Raw genomic sequence first — 13,969 nt, 5'->3', positions numbered from 1 at the left:
TAAATAATAAGAAAAACGCTATTCTTTTTGTAGAAATATACAGAAAGGATGGTGTTTTTGTATGAATCTATCGATTCAAGATGAGTTTCATTTATTCGCTGAAGAACTACAGCGATATCTATCTCCACATATCCTCCAACAAGTCGCACAGGAGACAGGTTTTGTAAAACGTAAAAGTAAGTATGGCGCACGAGATATGGCTGCTTTATGTATTTGGATCAGTCGACATGTAGCAAGCGATTCCCTCACTCGATTATGTAGTCAACTTTATGCAAATACAGCTACACTCATGAGTCCTGAAGGACTTAATCAACGTTTTAACCGATACGCTGTTTTATTTCTACAGCGTGTATTCTCCCTTTTAATCAAAAGCAAACTAAACGATTCGTCTCGAATCTCAAACCAATACACCTCTTATTTTCAACGTATACGTATTTTAGATGCTACTATTTTTCAAGTACCCAATCATTTGGCTCCTATTTATCCTGGTTCAGGAGGATGTGCACAAACAGCCGGTATTAAGATTCAGCTAGAGTATGATTTACATAGTGGAAAATTCCTCAATTTTCAAATGGAACCAGGTAAAAATAATGATAAAACCTTTGGTACAGAATGTTTGGATACCTTACGACCAGGAGATTTATGTATTCGAGATTTAGGATACTTTTCTCTAAAAGATTTAGACCAGATGGATCAACGAGGGGTGTTCTATGTTTCAAGGTTGAAATTAAATAATAGAGTATATGTGAAAAATGAATCTCCAGAATTCTTTCGGGATGGGACAGTAAAAAAGCAATCTTTATATGCTTTACTTGACCTTGAACATATCATGCATCAGATAAAACCAGGAGATACTTATGAAATTCGAAATGCCTATGTTGGACAACAAAAATTACCCTCACGAGTTGTAATATACAGACTCACATCAACTCAAGTTCATAAACGTAGGAAACAGCAAACCTATGTTGAAAAGAAAAAAGGAGTTACATACTCTGAAAAAAGTAAACGATTAACAGAAATCAACGTTTATATTACCAACATACCATGGGAAATTGTTCCGATGGAACAGGTTCATGATATCTACTCACTACGTTGGCAAATAGAGATTGTATTTAAAACATGGAAATCTCTTTTTGGTATTAATCATTGTCACAATATTAAGCGAGAGCGTCTAGAATGTCATCTTTATGGACAGTTAATCGCTATTTTTCTTTGTTCTTCCACTATGTTCAAAATGCGACAGCTGTTACTACAGAAAAAACAAAAAGAATTAAGTGAATATAAAGCAATTTATATAATTCAAGATCATCTGTACTTAGTATATGAAGCTATACAAAAAGACACCCAAGAAGTATCAAAAATTTTCCTTCGTCTGTTTGACTTCTTACAGAAAAACGGACGGAAATCCCATCGATATGAGAAAAAGACAGTCTTTGATATTTTAGGTGTCGTTTATCAGTTTACTGTATCCAATCTAAAGCAGAAAACTGCATAATCTTTAAAAACACACCGTATCAAGGTTTATTTGGTATGCGTATTTTTAAAAACAAATAAACAAAATATCAAGCATGTAGGCAACATGAACAGAAGTTCATAGGAAACCCAACCTTAGCTTGATGGGCATGGGGTACCGCAAGCATTTTGGAAAATAACCACGCAAAGAGTATGCAAGATTTTATACAGTTTTTTGGCTAATCCAGTAACAAACGAGAGCCATAAAACCGCACCAGAATAGGAATGTATAAAAAAATGCATAGATCCCTAGAACAAAAAAGGAGGAACCCTTACTCTCATAGGGGGTTCCTCCTTTTCCTTGCTACCGATAATGAGACGTTATGTTAATTAGAAATGTATACGATATTCATAAAATCCGAACTGTTCAATTTGTAAAAAAAACTATAGCTGAAATTCTTTCTTTATAATTTCAGCTACTTCTGTAGCATTTAAATTCGTATTATTGATCCTTATATAATTTTTCTCTGTAATTTCTCCTTCTCTTGAATTTAATCTAAAATTTTCAAATGTGCTTAATAAATTTTGTTCAGATTGTTCAATATTCCTTTTTGTTGGCTTATGTTCAAGTCGATGAGGTGTTTTATTTCGTTGAAGTCTTTCTTCTACATCAGCTTCTAATTCAACAAAATAAATATTAACCCCTTGGGAACGAAAAATATTACATATACTTTCAACATCATCCCAATCTTTCTTTTCATTAAACGCCCATACGTATGTAAAAATCATTCCATAATGTTCACTATTTGAAAATGATTGAAATATTTCCTTTCGAAAAAGATGTGTCAATCGCCACATTTCCGAAGAGAATCCATACAATGGCTCCAATAAATCAATTGTCATATGGTTATGAAATAATTTTAAATCAGTCATCTTTGCTAGTTCTTGTCCAACTGTCATTTTCCCAACTGCTTGTGGCCCAAATATCAAAACAAACTTTTTCATCAAATTCCCTCCAAAAAATAATAAGACATTAATTACAAAATAAGAGATTCTGTAAATGTATCACAATCAAAATATTTTGTAGAATCTATATACTTTTCTGCCTTTTGTATTTATAAAAATAGTTGTCTTCCAATAACGATAATTATGTAAATAAGCTGTCCATATGGGGGTCACACGACCGAAAAAAGAAAATTGTACGTTAAGGAATATTTTTAAATAAAAAAGGCAGTTCTTTTTTATTTAAAGAGTCGCCTTTTCCACTTTTTAAATCTCCCTAATTTTCCATATAAAGCGACTTGACTTACACCTATTATAGAATACTTTACCTTGATATCCTTTTCAGAGGATGGGTATAGGTGCGTTAACCCCTCATTATATTTACTTACTTATTTACCATAAAAAAAGCTATTCGTTTCTATGAATATATAGAAAGAATAGCTTTTTGTTAGATTGATTGTGAATTATTAGTCCTTATTACTTTGACCGTCTTTTACATAAGATAAAGACTATACAAATAATGAAACAAATCAAATTATGTATAGAAATTATCCAAAAGTCACGTGTAAAAAATGTAACGGTTATAGTTAAAGAAAGATTGGTTAAAGCAATCAAAAGATAAAAGGTTATATCAAGTTTGCTCCATTTCCTCCGATTAACAAAAATATAAATCAATCCAATTATAGGGACAATAAAACAAACTAAAAATCTAAATATGTAACTTGAATATTTTGTTTTTGAAGTTTGAGTTTTCATTTTTACTCCTTTGCAGTTGATGATGTAACTACAAAAATTATATGAAATTTCTAACCAATTAACCAGTAAAATCTATTGATTACAGTAATAGGGTGATTGATTTAGTGATCCACCATGCAGCTGTTGGATTACCAACAACATCTAATACACCAGCATAAATCGCATCTTCTAAAGCGCCAGTATAATGTTCTACTCTGTTTGCGATAGTAATTAAGGCACTTTGTCTTCCTAGTCTATCTTTTACAGGACCTGGAAGCTCATTCCATAATTTTTTAATAGCTTTAGCAGCCCAACTTAATTTTCCACGAGTTTCAAAACCACTATCATCTTTATTAGCTACGGCATCTAAAAACACTTGTTTTTCTTCAGGTGTTAAATTGAAATATTCGGAAATTCCTTCAATATCTTTAAGGTCCGAAGGACTAATAGATTGAACTAAAAGGTTATTTTCCATTGTTGTTTTTAGATTGAAATTAACTGTCTGTACAGGTGCTTGTGCTGTGTGCTTTGGTACATTGTTACCTACTTCTTCAGCCGCAGCTTTTGTACTAATGAATCCAGTAGATAGTAAAGAAACTGTTAGTGCACTTGCAATGATTTTTTTGCTTTTCATAATAAAATTCCTCCCTAATTTAAATCTAAAATTAAATATTAAGTTATCCAGTTATTGTTAAACTTAACTATTTGAATGTAACATGCACTACTTGGAAAGTACAATCATTTTTTACAAAAAAGGAAAAAAAAATTAATATTTCCATTTTTTATCAGGTTAAATTTTAATCACGTGAAATAACTTGTTTCTCGATGAAATGATCATTTTTCTTGATATTGACAACCTTGGAGGCAAATGATATTTTTTTCGTTGTAACTTTATATTTAAATATAAGATTTCAGGAGGGGAATTTATGTGGGATTTAAAACGAATGAAAAATTTTAAGAGGGTAAAAACAATAGTTCTGTTTATGGCCTTGTTGATTTTTTTACTACCTTATGACTTCGTTAGTGCTGCTGAAGAAGATAATTATTACACTATTCTACTGAAAGAAACGGATAACTATAATGATGTAGTCAGATTGGCAGAGAAAAATAATATAGAAGTTGTCTATTCTATTGAGGAGTTAGGGCTATTACAGGTGAAGGGGAATGAAGAAAAAGTCAAAGTGTTGGGTGAAAACTCATTAATTGATACATACAATCCATCTTTACGGACATTAGGCTCAAAAATGAATATGGAAAAAGAGATGGAAACGAATCTGCAAGGTTCTTTATGGGATAAGCAGTGGGATATGCATGGGATTACAAACAACGGAGAAAGTTATAAGATATATTCTGGTTCTAAAAATGTAACGGTTGGTATTATAGATTCAGGATTAGATATGGAGCATCCGGATTTAAAAAATAATATTGTAGGAGGTTCTAAAAATTTAGTTCCGAAAAATGGATTTCGTGGGAAAGAGCGTGATGAATCAGGGGATTCCAACGAATTAACTGATAAATTAGGGCATGGAACTCATGTTGCAGGGCAAATTGCTGCTAATGGAAAATTAAAGGGAGTCGCACCAAATGTAGGGATAAAATCATATAGGGTATTTGGGGAAAGAACGGCTGAATCTTTGTGGATTGTTAAAGGGATTATTGAAGCTGCTAAGGATGATGTAGATGTTATTAATGTGAGTTTAGGAGACTATTTAATTGATGGTGTAGCTTATCTTGAACAACAAGGCTCAAAAACGAATATTGCTGAAATTAAAGCATTTAAAGATGCGATTCAGTATGCGGAAGAACAGGGAAGCATTGTTGTTGCAGCTGCTGGGAATAATTCGCTTGATGTAAATGATAAAGATGTAATGTATAAATTTTTGCAAAAAAAACTACGGAATGATGGCATAAAATTAGATGGAGAACTCTTAGATGTTCCGGCATCCTTACCAGGTGTGGTGACGGTTTCCTCTATAGGACCATCGAAGGAACTTTCTCTGTTTTCTAACTTTGGAGATGGATTTATAGATATTGCAGCTCCAGGAGGAGATAATAGATTATTTAAACAGTTCGATTTTAATATTTGGGACGAGCAAAAAATGTATGAGAAAGAAAAAGTAATTAGCACTGGTCCAGATCAAGATTATTTTTATGATGCAGGAAACTCTACAGCAGCTCCGAAAGTATCGGGTGCGTTAGCGTTAATAGTGGGGCAGCGAAATTTAAAGGATAAACCTAATCAAGCGGTGGAATATTTGTATAAATGGGGAGTGGATTCTGTTGAAAACAAGAGGAGTTTATTCGGGAATGGAATTCTTAATGTGTATAAAGTGGTGAATTCATAAGATTCATGAATAAGTAGTGGGAATTTTTACAAGTGATTTTATCCATTTTTTTATATTTGTATGTATTTATTTGCGATAAATACCAGTTCAGAGGTTGACTATAAAATCGTAAAATTATTTGTGTTTAAGGAAAGATTGATAAATCAAGTAATCGTAAAGCTGCAGAATAAAGCAGAAATAAAAACACAGGGAAAATCATTTTCTCTGTGTTTTTATTTCATAATTATATGTAAAAATATTCCTTAATGTACAATTTTCTTTTTTTGATATGGTGGCCCCTATTTAGAAAAGAGGTTGGCATGTCTTTAAGTAGATATATACAAAGTGAAAAAATTAGAGAAGCTAAGAAACTTTTAGTTTTAACAGACAATTCTCTATCTGATGAATTACCATATATCAATAAACTTCGATATTGATATAAAATCTGATATGTTATTCGAGGTTTTAAATAGTTTAAATAAATTTATGAGGGAACTGAGATGGAACAATGATTTTTTTAAAAGTTATTGCATATATTTAATTAATTAATTAATACTCCTACCCCTAAAGGGTCAGCTGACTAACGTCAGTGGGATTCTTGCTACCAAAGGAGAAGTCCATTTCTGGCATCGCTGACGTGCAAGATTGCGGTGTGCTATCACCTAACTAAGAAAAATCTGATATGTATCAAAGTGTGTACCTATCTTCAAAAATTATAATTGTAATCAACAAATAAGAATGATCTGTGAGAAAACTTAGGGAAAAAGGGAGTGGAGAAATTTTGATACATCAATATGAATTGAATTTTTCAGTGATGTATAGTGGTAAAGTATCAAGCTCACAATCTACGGTGATTCCAGCAAGTTCTTTAGAGGAAGCAAATGAAAAATTATTATCAGAAGTAAAGCGGCGATTAGGGGATTGTAGTATAGAAATTAATTCAAAAAGTTTATATGTTTCAGAAGATAGCCGATATACCATTGAATAAGATATAAAAAAGTTCACACATTGGGGGTATGTATTAACAGTTTTTTACTTATAATATCTATTTGAGTATTTCTCCGGAGTGACCCCATCCCCATCAACTTAAGAATTCAGAATTACCCCAAAACGAAAAATTGAGCTTTTTGTCACAAGTTAGTACAAAATTTCGTTTTGGAGGTACTATAAAATTTTAGCTTGATAGCGATGTGGCGGTACCCTTAATATAATATTTATGAATCCTTATTATAAAAACTAGTTTTCAATACAAATAAAGTTGTTTACTCCCGAAAACATAGCAGCCGTATCTTCTCGTTTGAGAAATACGGCTGCTTCCTTTTAATAAATCAATACAAAAAGTAGTGATTACTAAGCTATGTAAAATGCGCCTCCCAATTTGTCGGTTAACTAACTTAAATAAATAATTGAATAATTCTCCTGTGTATGGAAATTTTAAGAAAGATATCGATGGTGTATTTTCTTCTTGGCATTTTGAATAAATAATGATTTTACCTTCCGAAAATCATTATTTATTCAAAACCATTAGGTGGGAAGGTATATAAAAATTTGCTATCAAGGACTCATTAACTTTAAGGTCCAAATATAGAAAATCTACTTTTTATAAAAAACATAAACCGTTCGATAAATGGGGTAGTATGATGAAGAAACTTCGTACGATAAAGCGTTTTAAAAAAGATATTCAGGAACTTGAGAGTGCAAGTATGCTGCTCCAAAATGATCAAGATCGTGAACTTAGTCAGAGTGTATCTGCGAATGAAGAAGCTTTGAAACAAGTTTTTGAAAATTGTTCCGATATTGTTTTTCGTCCAATTATAATAAATAGTCAAACTAAAATTCTTTTTATTTATATAGACGGATTAACTGACACTAAGATTTTGGAACAGGTTGTTTTGAAACCAATGATGTTCGAAGGTATGCCTGATGGATTAAAGGGTTTGGATTCAGTAGGGGAAATCATTCAAAATCAGCTTATTGCTGTTTCTCAAGTAAAGACGGTTTCTAAACTTCGTGAGGTTATAGAGGGAGTATTGAAAGCTAATATCGTCATTTTAACAGATGGTGAGAGTCAAGCCCTGATTGCGGATTTAAAAGGGTTTGAAAAACGTAGTATTGAAGAGCCTGCTGCCGAAATCTCTGTTCGCGGTCCTCGGGACGGTTTTACAGAAACGTTAAGAGTCAATACGAGCCTTATTCGCCGAAGAATTCGGAGCCAAAAACTAAAAATGGAACCCTATTCGATTGGGGAATTATCACAGACAGATGTGGCGATTGCCTACATTGAGGGCATTGCTCCAGATTCCGTTTTGGAAGAAGTTCGACAAAGGATACAGCGAATTCAAATTGATGGGGTGCTGGAGTCCGCTTTCATTGAAGAGTTTATCGAGGATCAACCTTTTTCTCCCTTTCCGCAAATTCAGAACACCGAGCGGCCAGATGCGGTGTGTGCAAGTCTTTTAGAAGGGAAAGTCGCTATTTTAGTGGATAACACCCCCTTCGTTTTAATCGTTCCTATGACATTTTGGACAGGTCTGCAAGCAGCGGAGGATTATTATGAACGCTCGATCTACACAACCTTTATTCGATGGATACGTTTAGTATTAATCAACATTTCATTATTTCTTCCTTCTCTCTATGTTGCTATTACAACCTTTCATCCGAAATTAATCCCAACAAATTTGCTTATTAGTATTGCAGCTGCTCGAGAAGGCATTCCTTTCCCTGCTGTCATAGAAGCGCTAATGATGGAATTTTTATTTGAAGGTTTGAGGGAAGCTGGCGTTCGGTTGCCAAAACCCGTTGGATCAGCAGTTAGCATTGTGGGAGCACTTGTCATCGGGCAAGCTGCCGTGCAAGCAGGTATTATTTCTGCACCTTTGGTTATTGTTGTCGCGACAACAGGTATTGCGTCGTTTGCGTTCCCGCGCTACAACTTGGGAACAGCTTACCGGATGCTACGCTTTCCGATGCTGTTATTGGCGGGGATGCTTGGACTATATGGTATTGCAATAAGCACCCTTGCAATTTTGATTCATGTAACTAACATTCGTTCTTTTGGTATTCCGTATCTAAGCTCGGTTGCTCCTCAGACTCCGCGTGATTTAAAGGATGTTTTGCTCCGAACACCGCGGTGGAATATGACCCACCGCCCTATAATGGTATCCGGTGAAGATAAAATACGTTTTCCAGATGGACAACAGCCAGGTGCGAAACGAGGAGGAGACACAGAATGATCCTGCACAGGGCACTTTGTATGATATTAGTCGTTTTTTTATTTTTTTTGACGGGCTGCTGGGATCGTACAGAATTAAATGATCTTGCAATAGAATTAGGATGGGGACTTGATCAAACAAAGAATAACAAGGTTGAAATTAGCGCTCAGTTTATCATCCCATCAAAAATGGGAATGGGACAGAGCGGAAGAAGTAATGCAGGAAAAGCAGTTTTTATAGAATCCGGAACTGGAAGGGATACACATGAAGCTGTACAAATGATGCAAACAAAAATGTCGAGAGAAATCTTTCGAGGGCACCAGCGTGTAATACTGATTGGAGAAAAAATGGCTAAAAATGGTCTCACTCCAGTTTTAGATACATATAGCCGCGATCCTGATATTCGATTACGAGCAGATGCGTTTGTAATAAAGGGGCATACTGCAAAAGAATTTCTGAAAGCATCCCTCCCTTTAGAGTTTATCCCAGCACTTGGGGCACTTAAAGAGCATACGCAAATAGAGGCATTGGGAGATATGTCTTTATTAAATTTTCTTATTGCTGGTACGAGTGATGGAATCACCCCGATTTTGCCCGTTATTAAACTAAATGTGTCTAATAAAAAAGGTAAAACCGAGGTCAAAGGGTTTCAAATTGTAGGCGGTGCTATATTTAACAACGACTTCAAATTGGTAGGATACTTAAACATGCAGGAATGGTTAACTACTCTTTGGATAGTGAATCGTTTAAGTAAACAGACGGTTACAGCAACGGTCTCCGAAGGAAATGGTAGTGCAAGTTTATATATGACAAAGATCAATAGAAAAATCATACCTACTATAAAAGGGGACACAATTAAGTGTGACATTGTTTTTTCTGGTGAAGGAACGATTCAGGAAAACAATACGAATTTAGATCTTTCACAGCCAAAAAATCTTACTCTTTTAGAACATGCATTGGAAAAACAATCCGAAAAGCAAGCTCTCCAAACTATTAAAAAAATTCAAAAACAATACGGAACCGATATCTTTGGATTTGGGGAGGCCGTTCATCAAAAATATCCACCCGAATGGAAAGAGCTAAAAAAGAATTGGAGTAAACAATTTCGAAGAGTGCAGGTTTCTGTTCATACAAAGCTTACTATTCGGCGAGTAGGACTAACTGGACCATCGTTGCAGTTAAAGAAAAATGAAATAAAAAAATAAGGAGGAATATAAAGTGTGAGAAGTTCAATGAAAATCTCTGGCAGACAAATCTTTTGGATGATGTTCACATTTGAAGTGGGACAATCACTCCTTCTAGTTATTCCAGCGACGATTCGCACTGCCAAACAAGATGCATGGATCTCGATCTTGATTGCAGGGTGTGTTGGGATTGCTCTTACTTTTTTGGCAACCACACTTGGTTCGCTTTATCCGAAGCAAACTTTGATTGAATTTAGTCAAACCATTCTTGGTAAATGGCTAGGAAAGCTACTGATGATTCCCTACTTCTTTGGATGGTACATGATAATTTGGATAACCGTCCGTGAATTTGGTGAATTCATTATTATCGCTTTGTTTCATAATACACCTTTGTGGGTTATTGTCTTTACTGCTATGTTATTGCTCATTTTTATCATTTACCAAGGCGGGGTGGAAGGTATTGGGCGCTTAAGTGAAATCATAGGGCCAATGGTACTTTTAATGATAACGTTTGTAATCCTTTTAAATGTTGGCAATATGAATTGGGATTATATGCGTCCTATTTATCACGATTCTGGATGGCTTCCCATCCTTAAAGGTTCCTATACCCCTGTAGCCGCATTTTTTGGAGAAGCTGTCATGATGACAATGTTCGTTTTCTTTATGGACAAACCAGAGCAAGCGTCATCTCGGGCGATGTGGGGAGTAGGACTGGCCGTTTTCATGGTAACAATCGGAACATTAGCGGTCATTTTAACATTCGGTCCGAATTTGCCTTCAAGTTTTTTGTATCCGGTTTACGATTTAAGCCGGTACATATCCGTCATGGAGTTCATTCAAAATGTGGATATTTTGATTGTTATTATTTGGTTTTTTAGTATTTTTGTTAAACTGGCGTTATACATGTTTCTCGCTTGTTATGGAACAGCACAAATATTTCATTTGAGGGATTGGCGAAAAGTAGCTTGGGTTCTTGCTCCTATTTCGTTTATCATAGCTGTGTCGGTTAAAAATATCCAGACATTTACCCATTATTACTACATATTTTTCGTGATTCCAATTGCATTTCCCGTCTATGAGCTAGGGATTCCCTTACTGTTATTGGTGGTTGGCAAAATCCGAAGGAAATATGTATAAACCCAATTGGTAGCTTGATTAAATGTAATCGTGAAAGGGTAAATAATTTTTCGATGCAAATAAAATGTGTTTTTTGCGGTATCACCTCATCGCTATTAAGCTAAGGTTTTACACTACCCATAAAGCAAAAAAGGCGTTATCCTTTCTGTAGAATTATAAGAAAGGATGGCGTTTCTTTATGAATCTTTCGATTCTTGATGAACTTCAACCGATTGCTGAAGAATTACAACGACATATGTCTTCTCATGTTCTAGAGCACTTAGCCAAAGAAAAAGGATTCGTTCAGCGAAAGAGTAAATATCAAGCACAGGAGTTAGTTGCTTTATGTGTATGGCTTAGTCAACAGGTCGCAAGTGCATCACTCACACAATTATGTAGCTGCCTTGAAGTATCTACGGGTGTTCTTATAAGTCCTGAAGGGCTTAACAAACGATTTAATGCTTCCGCAGTAAAGTTCCTTGAACAAGTTCTAGCTAACCTTCTAACCCAAAGAATTCATTCAACACAAGAAATAATTCATCACTATACCACGATCTTTAAGCACATTCGGATTCTTGATTCTACAACATTTCAGCTTCCAGATAAGTTTTCTTCACATTATCAAGGTTCAGGTGGAAGTAGCCATACGGCAGGAGTCAAAATTCAATTAGAGTATGACTTATTAAGTGGGAAGTTCCTGTACGTTTATGTAGGAGAAGGAAGAGAAAATGATAAAACCTTTGGTTCAACAAGCCTACAAAGCATTCAACCAAAAGACTTGTATATAAGAGATTTAGGCTATTTTGACTTACATGACTTAGAGAAGATTCATGATAAAGGCGCTTACTATGTCTCACGTTTGAAATTAAATTCTCGAATCTATCGTAAGAATGATGAGCCAGAGTATTTTCGAAACGGGACCGTGAAGAAAGGAACACTCTATATTCAATTAGATATGGAAGAACTCATGAATCAAGTGCCCCCTGGTCAAACATTGGAAATTTCAGAAGCATATATTGGACAGGATCAAAAATTACCAGCTCGTGTTATTATTCATCGATTAACAAAGGAACAAACAGAGAAAAGGTTGAAGGAACAAGCCAAAAAAGAAAAAAAGAAAGGTATTACCTACAAAGAACGAAGTAAGCGGTTGAGTGGAATCAACGTGTATATTACGAATCTTTCAGCAGAAAATGCTTCAACGGAACACATCCATGACTTGTATTCATTACGCTGGCAAATTGAAATTTTGTTCAAAACATGGAAATCTTTCTTTCAAATTCACAAGTGCAAAAAAATAAAGAAAGAACGCTTAGAATGTCATTTATATGGTCAACTCATTAGCATATTACTCTGTTCATCGACAATGTTTAAAATGCGTCAGTTACTCTTAGATAAGAAAAAGAAAGAGTTAAGTGAGTACAAATCTATTTATATGATAAAGAATTATTATCTATTGTTTTACCATGGATTAAAAAAGGACATTCAAGAACTATTAAAAGTTTTTCTGCGTTTATTTTATCTTTTAGTGAAAAACGGACGGAAATCTCACCGTTACGAAAAGAAAACAGTCTTTGATATCCTAGGTGTTATGTATGATTGTACGTTGTCACAGAGTTTTAAAGTTGCATAATATTTTTCAAAACACCTATTTGATAGGTTTATTTGTTATGCACATTTTTAGTGTAGTCGTAGAAATTTTTAAAAAATACACTCACAATATACCCTCTTGGTACCTTTAGGTTGATGGCGATGGGGTACCGCCACATGCCCATCAACTTAAGAATTCAGAATTACCCCAAAATGAAAAAAAGAACTTTTTGTTACAAATTAACACAAAATTTCGTTCTGGAGGTACTGAAAAAATTTTGCCTGATAGTGATGGAATGGGGCCTCTATAAAAAACCCACAGTTTACACTCAAACTGTGGGTTTTCGACGTACAATGATTTATCAACTTCTGTTTTTTGTCTTTAAAATCTGCAACAGAACCAGGATCCCCCCTCAAAGTATAAATCTCAAGGAGGGGATCCGTTTTTTTATTTACTTATATACGTACAGCTGTACCACTTACAGCAACCATTAACATTCCATCACGAACTACTTCGTAATCTACGTCAACACCAACGATAGCGTTCGCACCTTTTTGTTTTGCAAGTTCTTTCATTTCATCCATTGCGATATCACGAGCTTCTTTTAGCTTACTTTCATAAGAACCAGCACGACCACCGACAACATCACGAACAGAAGCGAATAAATCGCGTATAATGTTGGCCCCCATAATAGCTTCACCATTTACAATATCAATATACTCAATAATTTCTTTACCTTGAATTCCAGAAGTTGTTGTTACAATCATGTTTGACACCCTCCTAATTTTTTATAATATTCAATTGCATGTGTCTCTCTATGACATATGTAATTAAAAAATAGCATTAAAATTGTTTAACATATGTATCGCTATAACATATGCAAGGGATCTATTAGAAATAAGATAAGCCGCAGTAAGCATCACCGTGCCAGGTAAATATATAGCAAGATCCGAAAGTTGATTTGAATGAAGACCTGCAAAAATTATAATCGAAACGATGGATGCAATAGCAGTACCAATATATTCTGAAAAACGATTTACTAATATATGACGAAATATAATTTCTTCAATTATTGGTCCTATAATCCCAAATAGAAGTACTGTGAATATAATAGGCACCTCTGCGCCCTTTGAAAGGACCTGTTCTTGGTTCTCTAGCTGACCTATGTTTAGAAAATGCATAATAGAATTTTCCACAATTACCATAAGTAAAACCACCATAGGAACGCTTACTATTTTCAAAATTGTTTTCTCTTTAAAATAAGTAAAACTTTCAATAATTTCTTTCCTAAAGAAAATGATTCCTACAATAGCAGGTACAGTCAAACCGATGGCACTAAGAGCAAATTCTGAT

At 34.5% G+C, this 13,969-nt stretch carries 10 protein-coding genes and 1 pseudogene; 7 read left to right on the top strand and 4 right to left on the bottom strand.

Translation table 11 applies throughout. The features are described 5' to 3' along the window. The first annotated feature begins 61 nt into the window (after positions 1 to 61). A complete protein-coding gene (locus EKQ63_RS01035) occupies positions 62 to 1,495 on the top strand; it encodes an IS4 family transposase (protein ID WP_143880595.1) in 1,434 nt (477 codons plus the stop codon). Between the two features lie 401 nt (positions 1,496 to 1,896). Here EKQ63_RS01035 and EKQ63_RS01030 read toward each other — a convergent pair whose 3' ends face one another. Together EKQ63_RS01030 and EKQ63_RS01020 are read right to left on the bottom strand one after the other, a co-directional pair. Further along, a complete protein-coding gene (locus tag EKQ63_RS01030; RefSeq protein WP_143880594.1) occupies positions 1,897 to 2,457 on the bottom strand; it encodes an AAA family ATPase in 561 nt (186 codons plus the stop codon). An 832-nt stretch (positions 2,458 to 3,289) separates the two neighbouring features. Beyond that, positions 3,290 to 3,823: a hypothetical protein gene (locus tag EKQ63_RS01020; protein WP_143880592.1), complete on the bottom strand. Its 534-nt coding sequence runs from the start codon at positions 3,821 to 3,823 to the stop codon at positions 3,290 to 3,292. A 292-nt stretch (positions 3,824 to 4,115) separates the two neighbouring features. Between EKQ63_RS01020 and EKQ63_RS01015 the strand changes: the two genes are divergently transcribed. The 6 genes from EKQ63_RS01015 to EKQ63_RS00980 all read left to right on the top strand — a co-directional run bounded on the left by EKQ63_RS01015 (position 4,116) and on the right by EKQ63_RS00980 (position 12,658). Continuing rightward, on the top strand, positions 4,116 to 5,534 hold the full coding sequence (locus EKQ63_RS01015) for a S8 family peptidase (RefSeq protein ID WP_223290754.1): 1,419 nt from the start codon (positions 4,116 to 4,118) through the stop codon (positions 5,532 to 5,534). A gap of 760 nt (positions 5,535 to 6,294) precedes the next feature. Next, on the top strand, positions 6,295 to 6,501 hold the full coding sequence (locus tag EKQ63_RS01000) for a hypothetical protein (RefSeq protein WP_000581809.1): 207 nt from the start codon (positions 6,295 to 6,297) through the stop codon (positions 6,499 to 6,501). A 649-nt stretch (positions 6,502 to 7,150) separates the two neighbouring features. Beyond that, a complete protein-coding gene (locus EKQ63_RS00995; protein WP_143880591.1) occupies positions 7,151 to 8,746 on the top strand; it encodes a spore germination protein in 1,596 nt (531 codons plus the stop codon). Continuing rightward, positions 8,743 to 9,930 carry a Ger(x)C family spore germination protein gene (locus tag EKQ63_RS00990; RefSeq protein WP_143880590.1) on the top strand — a complete coding sequence of 396 codons (1,188 nt, stop codon included), beginning with the start codon at positions 8,743 to 8,745 and terminating at the stop codon, positions 9,928 to 9,930. The genes EKQ63_RS00995 and EKQ63_RS00990 overlap by 4 nt, the downstream gene beginning before the upstream one ends. A gap of 27 nt (positions 9,931 to 9,957) precedes the next feature. Next, complete coding sequence (locus EKQ63_RS00985) at positions 9,958 to 11,046, top strand: GerAB/ArcD/ProY family transporter (protein WP_143880684.1); 1,089 nt, start codon at positions 9,958 to 9,960, stop codon at positions 11,044 to 11,046. Positions 11,047 to 11,224: 178 nt separating this feature from the next. After that, a complete protein-coding gene (locus tag EKQ63_RS00980) occupies positions 11,225 to 12,658 on the top strand; it encodes an IS4 family transposase (protein ID WP_143880589.1) in 1,434 nt (477 codons plus the stop codon). A 413-nt stretch (positions 12,659 to 13,071) separates the two neighbouring features. Here the strand turns inward: EKQ63_RS00980 and EKQ63_RS00970 are convergent, their stop codons facing one another. Beyond that, positions 13,072 to 13,383: a YbjQ family protein gene (locus EKQ63_RS00970; RefSeq protein WP_143880588.1), complete on the bottom strand. Its 312-nt coding sequence runs from the start codon at positions 13,381 to 13,383 to the stop codon at positions 13,072 to 13,074. A 63-nt stretch (positions 13,384 to 13,446) separates the two neighbouring features. Further along, a pseudogene (locus tag EKQ63_RS00965) lies at positions 13,447 to 13,968 on the bottom strand (type II CAAX prenyl endopeptidase Rce1 family protein); the annotation flags it as partial. Between the last annotated feature and the right edge of the window lies 1 nt (position 13,969).

This window comes from Bacillus sp. BD59S (genome assembly GCF_007363175.1).
GTDB classification, from domain to species: domain Bacteria; phylum Bacillota; class Bacilli; order Bacillales; family Bacillaceae_G; genus Bacillus_A; species Bacillus_A pacificus.
The sequence above is the reverse complement of the archived record's forward strand: the minus strand, read 5'-3'. Positions and strand labels throughout refer to the sequence as shown.

What these genes read in the sequence shown, in the direction of transcription:
- EKQ63_RS01035 (WP_143880595.1), top strand. Translation starts at nt 62, where the DNA reads ATGAATCTATCGATTCAAGATGAGTTTCATTTATTCGCTGAAGAACTA.
- EKQ63_RS01030 (WP_143880594.1), bottom strand. Translation starts at nt 2,457, where the DNA reads ATGAAAAAGTTTGTTTTGATATTTGGGCCACAAGCAGTTGGGAAAATG.
- EKQ63_RS01020 (WP_143880592.1), bottom strand. Translation starts at nt 3,823, where the DNA reads ATGAAAAGCAAAAAAATCATTGCAAGTGCACTAACAGTTTCTTTACTA.
- EKQ63_RS01015 (WP_223290754.1), top strand. Translation starts at nt 4,116, where the DNA reads ATGTGGGATTTAAAACGAATGAAAAATTTTAAGAGGGTAAAAACAATA.
- EKQ63_RS00995 (WP_143880591.1), top strand. Translation starts at nt 7,151, where the DNA reads ATGATGAAGAAACTTCGTACGATAAAGCGTTTTAAAAAAGATATTCAG.
- EKQ63_RS00990 (WP_143880590.1), top strand. Translation starts at nt 8,743, where the DNA reads ATGATCCTGCACAGGGCACTTTGTATGATATTAGTCGTTTTTTTATTT.
- EKQ63_RS00985 (WP_143880684.1), top strand. Translation starts at nt 9,958, where the DNA reads ATGAAAATCTCTGGCAGACAAATCTTTTGGATGATGTTCACATTTGAA.
- EKQ63_RS00980 (WP_143880589.1), top strand. Translation starts at nt 11,225, where the DNA reads ATGAATCTTTCGATTCTTGATGAACTTCAACCGATTGCTGAAGAATTA.
- EKQ63_RS00970 (WP_143880588.1), bottom strand. Translation starts at nt 13,383, where the DNA reads ATGATTGTAACAACAACTTCTGGAATTCAAGGTAAAGAAATTATTGAG.